Below are 13,576 nucleotides of genomic sequence, written 5' to 3'. Positions count from 1 at the left end.
TCTTTAGATATTGAGGCAAGAATGGACGAAAAGCAAGCCCTCGGCGTGTTTGCCGCTCTCGCGCAGGAGACGCGGCTACGGATTGTGCGCCTTCTGGTTCAGGCGGGGCCGGATGGCCTGGCGGCCGGCGCCATCGGCGAGGCAATGAATGGTGCATCCTCGTCCCTTATGTCGTTTCATCTTGGCCATCTTGAACAGGCGGGGCTTATCGCGTCGCGTCGCACTGGCCGGTCCATTCTTTACACGGCTGATTATGCCGCGCTCTCGGATGTCATCGCATTCTTGATGCGGGATTGCTGCCAGGGCCATCCGGAGGTCTGTGCGCCCGCGCTGGCGGCCATTTCTTGTTGCGGGCCTGGCGGAAAAGGCATGCGCCATGCAAAATGCTGACGTTGGCCTCACCATCTACCATAACCCCGGCTGCGGTACTTCGCGCAACACGCTGGCGCTGATCCGAAGCACCGGCGCTGCGCCGCGTGTTGTCGAGTATCTCAAGACGCCTCCGCCGCGCGGTGCAGTGCTGGGCCTTGCGGAACGCATCGGCGTGCCCTTGCGCGGCATCATGCGCAGAAAGGGAACGCCTTATGAAGAGTTGGGGCTGGATGATCCGTCGGTGACGGAAAGCGAATTGCTCGATGCGATTGAATCCCACCCCATTCTGCTCAACCGTCCCATCGTAACCGGCCCAGTGGGCGCTCAACTCTGCCGTCCGTCCGACGCCGTGCTTGATCTTCTGCCCGTCCGCCCGAAAGAGCGCGTGATGAAAGAGGAGGGCGCGCCGTTTCTTGAGGATGTTGCCATATCCGGCGGCCATGAACCGTTCCGCGCCGCGCTTGAGGAAGCGGGCCTGCCCGTCGACGATTTGCAGGAACCGGGGAGAGTCTTTTTTCTTTATCGCGCGCTGGACGGTGAAGTTCTCGGCTATGGCGGATATGAGCTCCACGGCAGCGATGTTCTTCTCCGGTCCATCCTCGTCATGCCCCGGCACCGCAAATCGGGAATCGGGCGCAACATCCTGCCGCTTCTGCTGTTCCGCACCTTGAAGGCGGGCGCGCACCGGGCCTATCTCCTCACCCAATCCGCCGTGCGGTTCTTTGAACACGCGGGTTTCCGGCCGCTCGCCCGGGATATGGCTCCGCCCGCTATTCGTGAAACGCGGCAAGCCGCCGCCCTGTGCCCCGCGTCCGCCGTGCTCATGGCGCGCAAAATCGAGTTCTGATTCATGTCCATTTTTGAACGATATCTGACTCTGTGGGTGCTCCTTTGCATTGCCGCTGGCATTGCGCTTGGCCATGCGATGCCCGGCCTTTTTCAGGCTGTTGCGTCTCTTGAGATCGCGCGGGTGAACCTCGTGGTGGCCGTGATGATTTGGCTTATGATCGTGCCCATGTTGCTCAGGATCGATTTCGCGGCCCTTGGAGAAGTGGGCCGTCACTGGCGGGGAATTGGCGTGACGCTCTTGGTCAATTGGGCCATTAAGCCGTTCTCTATGGCGCTGCTCGGATGGTTTTTCATTGGCTGGCTGTTTCGCGCTCTCCTGCCGCCGGATCAGATCGACGGCTATATCGCGGGCCTCATTATTCTCGCTGCCGCGCCCTGCACGGCGATGGTGTTCGTGTGGTCCAATCTCACAAAGGGTGAGCCGCATTTCACCTTGAGCCAGGTGGCGCTCAACGATGTCATCATGATCGTGGCTTTCGCGCCAATTGTCGGTCTACTTCTCGGACTGTCCGCCATCACCGTGCCGTGGGAAACGCTGGCGCTTTCGGTTGTCCTCTATATCGTGGTCCCGGTGATCGCCGCGCAGATCGTCCGCCGTTGGGCCCTTTCCAAAGGCGGCCCGGCAGCTCTCGCAGCGCTTCTGGAGAAACTGGGGCGCGTGTCGCTCGTGGCACTGCTGGCAACGCTTGTCCTGCTGTTCGGCTTTCAGGGTGAACAGATCATCGCACAGCCGCTCGTTATCGCGTTGCTGGCGGTACCGATCCTCATTCAGGTTTATTTCAACGCGGGCGCCGCCTATCTGCTCAACCGGCTTTCCGGCGAACAGCATTGTGTCGCGGGCCCCTCGGCGCTGATAGGCGCGTCGAACTTTTTTGAGCTTGCCGTTGCCGCGGCGATCAGCCTGTTCGGCTTTCACTCTGGCGCAGCACTTGCCACCGTTGTCGGCGTCCTGATTGAAGTGCCGGTGATGCTGTCGATTGTATGGATCGTGAACCGGTCGAAAGCCTGGTACGAATCCGCTACGCCCGCGCCGCCTTGAACTCGGTGGCGATGCGGTCGAGGTGCTGGCTGATGGGGCTCGCGGCGGGGCTCAAGGCCTTGGCCTGCACGTTCAGCATCACGTCCAGCTTCTGGACGCGGGTGTGGAGCTTGAGGGAGCGTTCGATGAGCTTGAGCAGGTCTTCCGGCAACTGGTTGCCGCCCTGCAGCGGATTGCCGCGGCCGATGTCGGAGAGGCTGATTCGGTGCTTTTCCTTGCGGGCATCCTCATGGCTCAATTCACCGGCGCCGATGGCGCGCTGGAGCAGCAGCCAGGAGGCAAGCTGCATGAGCCTGGTCGTCAGCCGCATGCTTTCGGTGGCATAGGCCACGGCGCCGTGGCGGTCGAGGGCGCGGGCATCCTGGCGGCCGGGGCCATCGAGGTAATTGGCCGTCTCCTCGACCAGCCCCATGCCTTCCTTGAACACTTTCTCGAACTGTTCGGACGCGGTGAAGCGCTGCAGGAAATCGACGGTGGAGGCCAAGGCTTCGGTTCCGGACATACTTAACAACCCTCTACTGTCTTACCTTAAATTGCGCGGACCCGATAGCCGGATGATGAGACGTGGCCCATTTCCGGTCAATGACTTCCCCGCAGTCATGCACAGCAATCTTGGTAGCAAGAGCGGGGCCAAAGCAAAAAAAGCCGCGCAACGGGGCGCGGCTTTAAGTTCAAACAGGGAGGCGTCAAACAGAGTGGACAGGAGCCACTCGGAGAACCCAGAAGGTCTGGATTACAGTTAACACGGTAACCGAGAATACTTACCTAAAAGTTAACGCCATAGGTCTTAACTGCGGAAAAATACGTCAGCGGCGCTCTTGCTGGCCCGTTTTGCCGCAAGAACGGCCTTAACCCGGGCGATCTCGGAGTCCAAAACCTCAAGCCGCTGTTCCAGTTCGGCAACCGAATGGTTCTCCAGCGGCTCGCCAACCATAACGGAACGTGTCGTTTTTTGGGGCAGGTCATCGGGGTCCATGGGGGTGCTCCGCGTTTTGCGGGTGCAGTTTGTCATTGCGGCCGCTCCTTCCGCAACCCATTCTGCGCCCAAAACGGAGAATGCCATGGGAGAGATGACCGCAATCGCCATCACCGCAGCCGGGGGGCCGGAGGTGCTGGTGCCCGCCCGCATGGCCGTGCCAGTGCCGGGGCAGGGTGAAATCCTCGTCAAGGTAAAGGCGGCAGGCGTGAACCGGCCCGATCTCATGCAGCGGCAGGGGCTTTACCCGCCGCCGCCGGGTGCTCCCCTGACTCCCGGTCTTGAGATCGCGGGCGAGGTGGCGGCACTGGGGACCGGTGTCCAGCGGTACGAGACCGGCGATCGCGTCTGTGCGCTGGTGCAGGGCGGGGGCTATGCCGAATATGCGGTTGTGCATGAAGACAACGCGCTCCCCATCCCGCCGGGCTTTTCCTTCGAGGAGGCGGCGGCGATCCCCGAAACCTTCTTCACCGTCTGGACCAATGTGTTTGACCGCGGCGGCTTGCAGGAGGGTCAGACGCTTCTGGTGCACGGCGGCTCCAGCGGCATCGGCACCACCGCCATCATGCTGGCCAAGGCGCTGGGCAGCACGGTTGTTGTCACCGCCGGGTCGGACGAGAAGTGCCAGGCCTGCCGCGATCTCGGCGCCGATCTCGCCATCAACTACCGCACGCAGGATTTCGTGGCGGTGATGAAGGAGGCCAAGCTCGAAGCCCATGTCATCCTCGACATGGTGGGCGGAGACTATGTGGCGCGCAATTTCCGCGTGGCGGCAATGAATGCGCGTATCGTGCAGATCGCTTTCCAGAAGGGCTCGAAGATCGACATCGATCTCATGCCCCTCATGCTCAAGCGGCTCTATCTCACCGGCTCGACGCTCCGCCCACGGAGCGTTGCCGAGAAGGCCGAGATCGCCCGCGCGCTGGAAGACACAGTGTGGCCGCTGTTCGCCGGCGGACAGATCAGGCCCAAGATCTTCCGCACCTTCCCCCTCGCCAAAGCCTGTGACGCACACGCGCTGCTGGAGCAGAGCGAGCATATCGGCAAGGTGGTGCTGAAGGTGTAAGAAGTCTTCCTTCTCCCGCAGGGGAGAAAGCGAAAATTCAGGGAGTCCCACCATGCGTGACGATGTCCTGATTGCGGGAGCAGGCCCCACGGGCCTCGTGCTGGCGCTCTGGCTGGTGAAGCAGGGTGTCAAGATCCGCATCATCGACAAGGCTCCGGGGCCGGGCACGGCGTCGCGGGCCATGGCGGTGCAGGCGCGCACGCTCGAACTCTACCGCCAGCTTGATCTGGCCGAAGCGGTTGTCGCGGCCGGGCACAAGACGCCCGCCGTCAATCTGTGGGTCAAGGGCAAGCGGCAGGCCCATGTGCCGTTGAGCGATGCGGGCAAGGACTTGACGCCCTATCCCTTCCTCCTCGCCTATCCGCAGGACGTGCATGAGCGGCTGCTGGTTGAAAAACTCGCATCACTGGGCGTCATGGTGGAGCGCAACACCGAACTCACGGGCTTCACAGACAAGGGCGATCACATCGAAGCGCGCCTCCGCGATGCGCGCGGGCAGGAGACAGTCGCCGAAGCTTCTTATCTCGCGGGCTGCGATGGCGCGCGCTCGGCAGTCCGGCATTTGCTGGGCTCGGGCTTTCCCGGCGACACCTACAGCAAGATTTTCTATGTCGCCGATACCGAGATCGCCGGGCCATCGGCGGATGGCGAGGTGCATATCGCGCTCGACACCTCGGACTTTCTTGCCGTCATGGCCTATAATGACCACGGCAATGTGCGCCTCATCGGCACCGTCAACGAGGATCACGATGATGCCGCGGGCAAACTCACCTTCGAGGATGTCTCGCACCGCGCCATTGACGGGCTTGGCGTTCAGGTAAAGTCGGTCAAGTGGTTCTCAACCTACCGCGTGCATCACCGCGTCACCGATCATTACCGCATGGGCCGCGCTTTTCTACTGGGCGATGCCGCGCATGTGCACAGCCCGGCGGGCGGGCAGGGCATGAACACCGGCATCGGCGACGCCATCAACCTGGCGTGGAAGCTCGCCGCCGTGCTGAAGGCGCGCGCGCCCGATGCGCTTCTCGACAGCTACGAGGCGGAGCGCAAGGCGTTTGCGGAAAAGCTCGTTCACACCACCGACCGGGTGTTCAGCTTCGTCACGGCGGAAGGATCCTTCGCCGATTTCGTCCGCACACGGATCGCCCCGCTCTTCATGCCCTTCGCCTACCGCGCCGAGACCGTGCGGGAGTTCATGTTCCGCATCATTTCGCAGACGATGATCAGCTATCACGGCAGCGCCGTCAGCGAGGGATTGGCGGGTGAGGTGAGGGGCGGCGACCGCCTGCCGTGGGTCCCCACGCGAAGCTGCGACAATTATGCGCCGCTGTCGGTCATCGGCTGGCAGGCGCATGTCTACGGCGCGGCGCATGAGGATGTCGTGGACTGGTGCAGCGCCCGGGGCGTTCCGCTTTACGCCTTCACGTGGACGAAGGCCCACGGCAAGGCAGGCCTCGCCCGCAACGCCCTCTATCTCATCCGCCCCGACAGCTACGTGGCCTTCGCCTCAGCCGAACCCCGCGCCCGGGCGCTGGAACACTATACGCAGAGCAGGGGGATGTCGTTTTCCTAGACTTCCTTCTCCCCTTGCGGGAGAAGGATCACTAATGCGTCAGCACCGGCGCCGGTGGTTCCGCTCCCAGCGCGTCATCCAGTTTCACGAAGCGGAAGCCCCTGGCCTTGAGGGCGAGGATGCCTTGCACGACTCCCGCGCCTGCAGGGCGCTTGGGCTGGTTCACATGGGCGATGATCACGTCGCCGTCCTTGGCGGCGGCGATGTGTTTCTCAGTCACGGCGGTGCTAAAGGCCGCGCCGCCGTCGCCGATCACCGAATAGCCGGCGGTGCGGTAGCCCATGGACTGGATCAGCGCCAGCGCGGACGAATTATAAAGCCCCGTGGCGCCGCGATACCAGCGCGGCTTCACGCCAAACGTTTTTTCCACCGCCGAAGCGCCGCCGCTGATCTCGGCGCGCAGCGCCTCTGGGGATCCCGCCGTGGCGATGCCATAGACCTTGGCCGGAACATCGATTGCAGGCAGGTGCTTCGCGCCATGGTTCTCGATCTCGAAGAGGTCGGGATGCGCCTTCAGTTCGGCGATGGCGGCGGGGTTTTTCGCCAGCCAGCGCGCCGTCACGAAGATGGTGGCGGGTACGCGGTTGCTGATCAGGGTTGAGAGAATGCGCTCATCCGCCTGGCCCGTGCAGGCATCGAAGGTCAGCGCCACGCGGGGGCCATGATGCGTGCCCGGCGGAATGGTGAGCTTCGGCTCGATGAACGCCGAGGCGTGAGCGGAGGAGATGGCGAACAGGGCGGCGAGGCAGGCGAGGGAGAGGCGCATGGTGAGAGAATCCGGCACGTGACTGGGCGCACTCATACCCCAATTGCGGTGGAATTGGGATTGAAGCTGCTGGAAGCCGTTCTGTGTGTCGCTATATGATCGCGCGGCTTGGCCCACACACCCTGAGAATTTTTTCTGTATGACACACGATCATTGGCATTGCCGCTGTAACATCACCCGCTGGGTTGATGATCATTTTCCCGGCGTGGTCGAGTGCCGATTGAGCGACAGGTTTGGCCGTGAATGGATATTCGTCGAAAAGGTCGCCGTGGTGACAACGGCACCGATCGATCCCGACGGAGCCTTTCCTCAACCCGCATTCATCGCCTGCGAGGTTATCAGTTGGGGACATGACGAATCGGGACGGCGCACCGCCCGGATCAACACAGAAAAACCTTGGGATATTAAATCATTGGACGAAGTTTCTGAGTTTCAGGTGTATGCGGAGCAATTGATCCATCCGCGCGGCATTGAAGACTCAAATTCCGGCTGACGTTGTTACTGACCTTGGGCAATTCCGGCGATTCCCAACCCCGTTGCACTTGGCTCCGGACCCCTCTATATAGCCCCCATCCCCAACATTTTGTTGAGATAGCCGAGAGCCTGAGCCGGTTCTCAAGGAGCGAAAAAACCATGTCCCGCGCACCATTGATGCCCAAGGCCACCGCCGTGTGGCTGGTCGAGAACACCGCCCTGTCGTTCAAGCAGATCGCCGATTTCTGCAATCTGCATGAGCTGGAGATCAAGGGCATCGCCGATGGCGACGTGGCGGCGGGCATCAAGGGGCTTGATCCCGTCACCGGCGGCCAGCTCACGCGCAGCGAAATCGAAAAAGGCGAGGCCGATCCGGACTACCGCCTCAAGGTGTTCGAATCGAAAGTGAACATTCCCGTCCAGCGTTCGACGGCAGGCCCCCGCTACACGCCGGTGTCGCGCCGGGGCGACCGGCCGGATGCCATCGTCTGGCTGCTCCGCTATCATCCCGAACTCCCCGAATCGGCCATCATGAAGCTGGTCGGCACCACAAAGTCGACGATCGCCGCCATCCGCGACCGTACGCACTGGAACGCCGCCAACATCAAGCCGGTCGATCCCGTGTCGCTCGGGCTCTGCTCGCAGCTTGATCTTGATTTCGCCGTGCAGAAGGCAGCGCGCAAGGCCGGCAAGCCGCAGGCGCCTGACGCGGAACCGGCGCGCACGCTCATCCCCGCCGCCGAAGTCGCAGGCACCGCCGCCTATCAGGCCGCCGCTGCCGCCGCCGAACAGGCCGCGCCCGCGTCGGATGTGCGCGACAATGACAAGGAATATGACGCCGACTCGGTCTTCGCCAAGCTGAAGACGCTGAAGCGCGACGACGATCAGGAGTAACCCCATGCGCATCCTGCTGATTGGCGCTGAAGGCACGGTGGGCAAGGCTGCCATGGGTGAGCTTGGCTCCCGCCACGAAATCATCAAGGCCGGGCGTTCCTCGGGCGACGTGCGCGTCGACGTGATGGACGAGGCGTCGATCCGCGCCATGTTCGCGCAGGTGGGCAAGGTCGATGCCATCGTCACCACCGTGGGCCACACGCATTTCGGCCCCGTCGCCGCGATGACGGCCAAGGATTTCCGCAAGGGCCTTGATGACAAGCTGATGGGCCAGATCAATGTGGCGCTGATCGGCCAGACCTTCCTCAATGACGGCGGCTCGATCACGCTCACCTCCGGCGTGCTCAACCGCGATCCCATCCGCCAGGGGGCCAATGCGGCGGCGGTCAATGGCGCGCTCGATGGCTTCGTCAAGTCGGCGGCGGTGGAATTGCCGCGCGGCCTCCGCATCAATGTGGTGAGCCCCGGCCTGCTCGAAGAATCGGCCAAGAAATACGAAGGCTTTTTCCCCGGCCATGAGCCCGTCTCCTCGGCCCGCGTCGGCCTCGCCTATGCGAAGGCGGTGGAAGGAGCACTCACCGGCCAGGTCATCATCGTCGGCTGATGCGCATCCTGCTCATTGGCGCGGAAGGGCCGGTGGGCCGCGCGGCGGCCTCCGCGCTCGCCGCGCATGAGATCGTCACGGCGGGGCGGAAAAGCGGTGACCTGCGGGTGGATATTTCCGACAGCGCCTCGATTGAAGCGCTGTATCAGCAGGCAGGCCAGCTTGACGCGGTCATCTGCTGCGCCGGTTCCGCCCGCTTCGCACCCATCAGCGAAATGACGGAAGAGGCCTTCGCGGCGGGCCTTGCCAACAAGCTCATGGGGCAGGTGAACCTTGTGCTGAAAGGTTTGGCCCATGTGGCGGAGGGCGGCTCCTTCACCCTCACCAGCGGCAGCCTCGACCGGTATCCGATCCGGAAAGGCAGCAATGCCGCCACCATCAATGCGGCACTTTCGGGCTTTGTGCGCGGCGCGGCGCTCGACATGCCGCGCGGCATCCGCATCAATGTGGTGAGCCCGACATTGCTTGAGGAATCCGCCGAAAAACTCCGCCCGATGATCCCCGGCCACGTCCCCGTCTCCGCCCACCGCGTCGGCCTCGCCTATGTCAAAGCCGTCGAAGGTGCCGTGAACGGCGAGACGATACTGGTGGGTTAGTGTCCTCGCCCCTCGACAGAGGGGAGAGGAAGCAACGGGGAGGAGAGGGGCCAACGGATGTTCTGGCAATATCCGGGTGCCCCTCTTCTCCCCCATAGCTTGCGCGATGGGTCCCCTTCTTCCCCCCGCTCGCGCAGGGGGAAGACGCAAGGCATCCGCGCGCTTTGCAACTTTCCCAACTCTCTCATAAGCTGCCCCGATGAAGCGCTCTGATATTCTCCCAGAAGCCAAACTCCCCGATGCAGCGGAACTGATCGCCACAGGCCGGGCGCGGGCGAAGATCATCAGGGTTGGCGGGTGCGCCTTTCTGTCTCACTACGCCATGCCCAGCGAAGCGGCCTACAAGCGCGAGGCGGCATCTGCCCGCCGCATCATGCAGCATGCGCAGATCGGCTACCGCGACTTGGCCAAATCCCGCCGCGCCTGGTTCGAAATCTGGAACGACTGCCAGCAGAAGAACGCCCGCGTCGACCGCTATGGCATCTGCCTTGACTGGACGATGGGCCTGCCGCGCGATCTCAGGTCCAAGGCCCCGGCAGGCACCGGCCTCATTCTTCAGCGCACGGAGGATTTTGCTGAACTCGCATCGGAAGCGCCGGTTGCTCCGCATTTCGGCGATTTCATCTTAGGGTTCCCGGCCTCGCTGGAAAACACGGAAGCCGCGCTCCTCGCGGGCGCGACGTCGATCGGCAATCTCGGGCAGTTCTTCATGTTCCGCCTGCCCCATTGGGATGATGACGTCGCCTCCACCGCCGCCACGCTCACCTCGCTGGCGCTCATCGCCGCGCAGGAGCGGGAGGTATTGATCCATTCCAACCTCGATGACGGCTTCGCGGCGATCTTCACCGATCTCTCGAGCGTCCTCGGCATGGTGCTGGTCGAGCAGCAGGTGATCGAGAGGCTTCTGGGCGGCAGGCTCTCGCATTGCTGGGGCCATCACTTCTCCGATCCGCTCACCAGGCTTGCCTTCCATCTGGCGCTCACGCGCGTGTCGCGCAATCCCGGCACCATGGTCTATGGCAACACGGTGCAATATCAGGGCACGGAGGCCGAGAACTACGCCAGCCTCGCCAGCTATCTCCTGACTGACATTCAGGGCCAGCACATCGCGCCCTCGGGCCACGCCATCAATCCGGTGCCGGTCACCGAGAACAGCCGCATCCCGGATATTGACGAGGTGATCGCGGCGCAATTGTTCGCGGGCCGCCTCGTGCATCATGGCGAAGGCCATGCCGCGCTGCTCGATCCCACGCGCGCGTCCACCATCGCCGATGAGATCATCGCGGGCGGGCAGCAGTTCCGCGACAATCTGCTCTCGGGCTTCACGGCGGCGGGCATTGATACGAACAACGCCTTCGAGATGCTGCTCACGCTCCGCCGCCTGGGGCCGAAGCGGTTGGAGCAGCTTTACGGCGCGGGCGCGCCCGATATATCGGCCCCGCGCGGGCGGCGGCCCAAGGTTGCCGCCTCGCTCACGGCGGAACTCGCCGAAGTGTCGAAGAAAGCCATGGCCCGTGCCGGGGCGGAGCAGGTGAAGACGCTGAGGGGCCGCCGCCCGCGCATCATCGTCGCCTCCACCGATGTGCATGAGCACGGCAAGCTGGCGCTGGAACAGGCGCTCAAGGACATGGGGGCGGACATCGTGGACGGCGGCATTTCCGTCGACGCCGATGATCTCGCCTCTGCCGCGCTGGCACAAGGCGCGGAAGCCGTGATGGTCTCGACCTACAATGGCATCGCGCTCGATTTCTTCCGTGCCCTGAAGATGCACCTCGCGGATGGCGGCCAGCCTCTCCCCATCCTCATCGGCGGGCGTCTCAACCAGGTGCCGGAAAATTCCAACTCCTCGCTCCCCGTCGATGTCACGGCGGAACTGAAAGCCGAGGGCGCCATCGTCTGCGCCTCCATCGAAGCGGCGGTGCCTGTACTGGCGAAGCTTGAGCGGCGCGCATGAGCATCGGCGTCATCGGCACCGGCCATCTGATCGCCCATTGCTTGCCCGCGCTGGTCAAAAGCGGCGAACATTTCATCCTGTCGAAGCGCAATGCCGAAACATCGGCCCGCCTCGCCGCGCAGTTCGGCTGCGCGGTTGAAGAGAACACGGCGAAGATCGTTGCCGCCTGCGATATGGTGATCCTCGCCGTCCGCCCTTATGATGCGAAGGCGGTGGCGGGGGCACTCAGATGGCGCGACGGCCAGACGGTGATCTCCTTCGTGGCCGGCGTTGGCCTCGCGGAACTTGCACCGCTCGTCGCCCCGGCGAAGCTCATCATGGCCATGCCGATCATCGCGGGCGAATGGGGCGAAAGCCCCACCTGCATCTATCCCCGCGATGAAGGTGCGGAGAAGCTGCTCGCAACGCTCGGGCCTCTGGTGATCCTTCCCCGCGAAGAGGATTTCGCAGCAGCTTCCGTCTATGCCTGCCTCTTCACCTCGCTGCATGCGATCGCGGGCGAGCTTGCGTCATGGGGCGAGGCGGCAGGCCTGCCGCCCACTCTCGCGCGCCTGCTGGCCTCGCAATCTCTGCGCGCGGCGGGCACCGAGGTGCGCGAGCGCAATTCACAAAGTGTCAGTGATCTCGTGAACAGCCTCGCCACGCCGCGCAGCTTCTCGCTCTTGGGCCTGCAATCGCTCGAAGCGGACAATGCCTTCGCGCCCTGGGCGAAAGCGGCGGAGAAAATCCTCGCCGCCCTCAAAGCCCCGCGCTGAGCTATTCCTTCACCGGCACGGTGTAGTTCAGCGGCATGCGGCCGCCGTCCACATAGATCGTCTCGCCCGTCACATAGCTCGCGTCATCGGAGGCGAGAAAGGCGGCGATCGAGGCTACTTCCTCGGGCTCTCCCGGACGGCCAATCGGGGTGCGCGACATGGTGCGGGCATAGGCCTGCTTGTCGGCCACCACGGATTTCAGCATGTCCGTCATGATCGAGCCGGGGCCGATGGCGTTCACGCGGATGCCGAAGGGCGCCAGATAGAGCGAGGTCGAGCGCGTCAATTGCGAGACGCCGCCTTTCGACACGCAGTAGGAGACGATCGAGGGGATGGCCAGCGTGTCGTTCACCGACGACATGTTGACGATGGCTCCCGGTTTCCGCCCCGCCTTCGCCTGCTTCACCATCTCGCGCGCGCAAGCTTGCGACATGAGGAAGGAGCCTTTCAGGTTGATGTTCAGCACACGGTCGAAATCGCCTTCCGTCATCTCGAGGAAATCGCCGGGCAGCGCGATGCCGGCATTATTCATCAGAATGTCCACGGCCCCATGCTGCTTCACCACGGCTGAGACGAGCGCATTCACGTCAGCAGCTTTCGCCACGTCGCAATGGATGTAAGCCGCGCCGATGGATTTTGCCGAAGCCTCGCCCGCCTTGTCCTCGATGTCGGACATGACGACGGTTGCGCCTTCGGCAGCGAAGCGCGTGGCGATGGAAAAGCCAATGCCGCGCGCGGCCCCGGTCACGATGGCGATGCGGTTTGCAAGTCTCAACGGACGTCTCCTGTTCAAATCAGTTTATTTACCTGTCACCCCGGCGAAGTCCAGGGCCCAGACTTTCTGCATGTGTTATGTTGAAACACTGGGTCCCGGTTTTCGCCGGGATGACAGGTGGTGAACTGTCATACTCTAATCCGCGAAGATCCCGCCCTGATCGGAATCCATCACGATCGAGGCCAGCGTCACATGGCGCGGGCGGGAGAGCGCGAAGAGCGAGGCTTCCACTACATCGCGACTGGTGGTGCGCGATCCCTGATCGCGCCCGGCATGCCACGCCACATCGTCGAAGGGCGAGACATCATCAAGCCATGGCGGATAGACGCCGATCACCCGCACCGGGTTGCCGCGCAATTCCTGCCTGAGGCCATCGGTGATCCCCGCCTGCGCATGCTTGGCGGCGGAGAAGGCAATCGCCGCATTGCCCAGCCGCGCGTTGGGAAGCCCGGTGATCGACACGATGTTGAGAATGTCGCCCGCACCCGATTTTTCCAGCAGCGGCAGCAGCCCCCGCGTGAACAGCAGCGTGCCCGTCACCCCGCTGGTGATGGTGGAGGCGATCGCCAGTGCGTCATTGTCGTTGAGGCCGCCCGAAAGCCATTGCGCGCCGTTGTTGATCAGGATGTCGAGCGGTGTTCCCTCGTCGCGCATCTTCTTGGCGGTGAGCGTCACCTGGCTCACGTCGGCCAGATCCAGCACCAGCGTTTCGGGGCGCACGCCGGTGCGGAGCCTGATCGACTCGGCGGTGGCGTTGAGGTTTTCAGGGTTGCGCGCCGCCATGATGACATGCGCGCCTTCGCCTGCCAGCACAGCCGCGAAGGCCGCCCCCAATCCCCGGCCCGCGCCGGTGATCATCACCCGTTTGCCCCTGAAGCTCATG

At 63.4% G+C, this 13,576-nt stretch carries 16 protein-coding genes; 11 read left to right on the top strand and 5 right to left on the bottom strand.

All coding sequences use genetic code 11. The features are described from left to right. The first annotated feature begins 21 nt into the window (after positions 1 to 21). The 3 genes from QM694_RS07610 to arsB are packed head-to-tail and all read left to right on the top strand — an operon-like array spanning position 22 to position 2,260. The gene (locus tag QM694_RS07610; protein ID WP_415006343.1) at positions 22 to 390 is read left to right on the top strand and encodes an ArsR/SmtB family transcription factor; all 369 of its coding nucleotides are present in this window, start codon (positions 22 to 24) and stop codon (positions 388 to 390) included. After that, positions 377 to 1,219 carry an arsenic resistance N-acetyltransferase ArsN2 gene (gene arsN2, locus QM694_RS07605; RefSeq protein ID WP_415006342.1) on the top strand — a complete coding sequence of 281 codons (843 nt, stop codon included), beginning with the start codon at positions 377 to 379 and terminating at the stop codon, positions 1,217 to 1,219. Before QM694_RS07610 ends, arsN2 begins: the two co-directional genes overlap by 14 nt. A gap of 3 nt (positions 1,220 to 1,222) precedes the next feature. Beyond that, positions 1,223 to 2,260: an ACR3 family arsenite efflux transporter gene (gene arsB / locus QM694_RS07600; protein WP_415006341.1), complete on the top strand. Its 1,038-nt coding sequence runs from the start codon at positions 1,223 to 1,225 to the stop codon at positions 2,258 to 2,260. On the opposite strand, the gene QM694_RS07595 is transcribed toward arsB, so the two are convergent. Both QM694_RS07595 and QM694_RS07590 read right to left on the bottom strand, forming a co-directional pair. Beyond that, a complete protein-coding gene (locus QM694_RS07595; RefSeq protein ID WP_415006340.1) occupies positions 2,241 to 2,762 on the bottom strand; it encodes a DUF1465 family protein in 522 nt (173 codons plus the stop codon). The genes arsB and QM694_RS07595 overlap by 20 nt on opposite strands. 285 nt (positions 2,763 to 3,047) lie before the next feature. Further along, positions 3,048 to 3,236, bottom strand: a complete 189-nt coding sequence (locus QM694_RS07590) for a DUF1192 family protein (protein ID WP_415006339.1) — start codon at positions 3,234 to 3,236, stop codon at positions 3,048 to 3,050. A 94-nt stretch (positions 3,237 to 3,330) separates the two neighbouring features. Between QM694_RS07590 and QM694_RS07585 the strand changes: the two genes are divergently transcribed. Continuing rightward, positions 3,331 to 4,302, top strand: a complete 972-nt coding sequence (locus QM694_RS07585; protein WP_415008587.1) for an NAD(P)H-quinone oxidoreductase — start codon at positions 3,331 to 3,333, stop codon at positions 4,300 to 4,302. 52 nt (positions 4,303 to 4,354) lie between these two features. Then, a complete protein-coding gene (locus QM694_RS07580) occupies positions 4,355 to 5,875 on the top strand; it encodes an FAD-dependent monooxygenase (protein WP_415006338.1) in 1,521 nt (506 codons plus the stop codon). 31 nt (positions 5,876 to 5,906) lie between these two features. On the opposite strand, the gene QM694_RS07575 is transcribed toward QM694_RS07580, so the two are convergent. Further along, positions 5,907 to 6,641, bottom strand: coding sequence for a polysaccharide deacetylase family protein (locus QM694_RS07575; protein WP_415006337.1), 735 nt, complete (start codon positions 6,639 to 6,641; stop codon positions 5,907 to 5,909). A gap of 139 nt (positions 6,642 to 6,780) precedes the next feature. On the opposite strand from QM694_RS07575, the gene QM694_RS07570 reads away from it, so the two are divergent. The 6 genes from QM694_RS07570 (at position 6,781) to QM694_RS07545 (ending at position 11,918) form a co-directional block, all read left to right on the top strand. Then, positions 6,781 to 7,134 (top strand): hypothetical protein, encoded by a 354-nt coding sequence (locus QM694_RS07570; protein WP_415006336.1) that lies wholly within the window; start codon positions 6,781 to 6,783, stop codon positions 7,132 to 7,134. A gap of 140 nt (positions 7,135 to 7,274) precedes the next feature. After that, on the top strand, positions 7,275 to 8,009 hold the full coding sequence (locus QM694_RS07565; RefSeq protein WP_415006335.1) for a DUF1013 domain-containing protein: 735 nt from the start codon (positions 7,275 to 7,277) through the stop codon (positions 8,007 to 8,009). A gap of 4 nt (positions 8,010 to 8,013) precedes the next feature. Then, positions 8,014 to 8,613, top strand: a complete 600-nt coding sequence (locus tag QM694_RS07560) for a short chain dehydrogenase (RefSeq protein WP_415006334.1) — start codon at positions 8,014 to 8,016, stop codon at positions 8,611 to 8,613. Beyond that, entirely contained in the window at positions 8,613 to 9,209 is a 597-nt protein-coding gene (locus QM694_RS07555) for a short chain dehydrogenase (protein ID WP_415006333.1), read from the top strand. The genes QM694_RS07560 and QM694_RS07555 overlap by 1 nt, the downstream gene beginning before the upstream one ends. Positions 9,210 to 9,408: 199 nt before the next feature. Continuing rightward, positions 9,409 to 11,163 carry a cobalamin-dependent protein gene (locus tag QM694_RS07550; RefSeq protein WP_415006332.1) on the top strand — a complete coding sequence of 585 codons (1,755 nt, stop codon included), beginning with the start codon at positions 9,409 to 9,411 and terminating at the stop codon, positions 11,161 to 11,163. Then, positions 11,160 to 11,918, top strand: a complete 759-nt coding sequence (locus QM694_RS07545) for an NAD(P)-binding domain-containing protein (RefSeq protein ID WP_415006331.1) — start codon at positions 11,160 to 11,162, stop codon at positions 11,916 to 11,918. The genes QM694_RS07550 and QM694_RS07545 overlap by 4 nt, the downstream gene beginning before the upstream one ends. A gap of 1 nt (position 11,919) precedes the next feature. On the opposite strand, the gene QM694_RS07540 is transcribed toward QM694_RS07545, so the two are convergent. Further along, the gene (locus QM694_RS07540) at positions 11,920 to 12,693 is read right to left on the bottom strand and encodes an SDR family NAD(P)-dependent oxidoreductase (protein WP_415006330.1); all 774 of its coding nucleotides are present in this window, start codon (positions 12,691 to 12,693) and stop codon (positions 11,920 to 11,922) included. 135 nt (positions 12,694 to 12,828) lie between these two features. After that, positions 12,829 to 13,575: an SDR family oxidoreductase gene (locus QM694_RS07535; RefSeq protein ID WP_415006329.1), complete on the bottom strand. Its 747-nt coding sequence runs from the start codon at positions 13,573 to 13,575 to the stop codon at positions 12,829 to 12,831. Position 13,576 lies beyond the last annotated feature (1 nt).

Origin of the sequence: Aestuariivirga sp. (assembly GCF_047602625.1) — a bacterium.
Taxonomy (GTDB): domain Bacteria; phylum Pseudomonadota; class Alphaproteobacteria; order Rhizobiales; family Aestuariivirgaceae; genus Aestuariivirga.
The sequence above is the reverse complement of the archived record's forward strand: the minus strand, read 5'-3'. Positions and strand labels throughout refer to the sequence as shown.

Excerpts from the sequence above, each read along its gene's own strand:
- QM694_RS07590 (WP_415006339.1), bottom strand. The coding sequence starts at position 3,236 with ATGGACCCCGATGACCTGCCCCAAAAAACGACACGTTCCGTTATGGTT.
- QM694_RS07535 (WP_415006329.1), bottom strand. The coding sequence starts at position 13,575 with ATGAGCTTCAGGGGCAAACGGGTGATGATCACCGGCGCGGGCCGGGGA.
- arsN2 (WP_415006342.1), top strand. The coding sequence starts at position 377 with ATGCAAAATGCTGACGTTGGCCTCACCATCTACCATAACCCCGGCTGC.
- QM694_RS07565 (WP_415006335.1), top strand. The coding sequence starts at position 7,275 with ATGTCCCGCGCACCATTGATGCCCAAGGCCACCGCCGTGTGGCTGGTC.
- QM694_RS07555 (WP_415006333.1), top strand. The coding sequence starts at position 8,613 with ATGCGCATCCTGCTCATTGGCGCGGAAGGGCCGGTGGGCCGCGCGGCG.
- QM694_RS07595 (WP_415006340.1), bottom strand. The coding sequence starts at position 2,762 with ATGTCCGGAACCGAAGCCTTGGCCTCCACCGTCGATTTCCTGCAGCGC.
- QM694_RS07585 (WP_415008587.1), top strand. The coding sequence starts at position 3,331 with ATGACCGCAATCGCCATCACCGCAGCCGGGGGGCCGGAGGTGCTGGTG.
- QM694_RS07610 (WP_415006343.1), top strand. The coding sequence starts at position 22 with ATGGACGAAAAGCAAGCCCTCGGCGTGTTTGCCGCTCTCGCGCAGGAG.
- QM694_RS07570 (WP_415006336.1), top strand. The coding sequence starts at position 6,781 with ATGACACACGATCATTGGCATTGCCGCTGTAACATCACCCGCTGGGTT.
- QM694_RS07550 (WP_415006332.1), top strand. The coding sequence starts at position 9,409 with ATGAAGCGCTCTGATATTCTCCCAGAAGCCAAACTCCCCGATGCAGCG.
- QM694_RS07575 (WP_415006337.1), bottom strand. The coding sequence starts at position 6,641 with ATGCGCCTCTCCCTCGCCTGCCTCGCCGCCCTGTTCGCCATCTCCTCC.
- QM694_RS07560 (WP_415006334.1), top strand. The coding sequence starts at position 8,014 with ATGCGCATCCTGCTGATTGGCGCTGAAGGCACGGTGGGCAAGGCTGCC.
- QM694_RS07580 (WP_415006338.1), top strand. The coding sequence starts at position 4,355 with ATGCGTGACGATGTCCTGATTGCGGGAGCAGGCCCCACGGGCCTCGTG.
- QM694_RS07545 (WP_415006331.1), top strand. The coding sequence starts at position 11,160 with ATGAGCATCGGCGTCATCGGCACCGGCCATCTGATCGCCCATTGCTTG.
- arsB (WP_415006341.1), top strand. The coding sequence starts at position 1,223 with ATGTCCATTTTTGAACGATATCTGACTCTGTGGGTGCTCCTTTGCATT.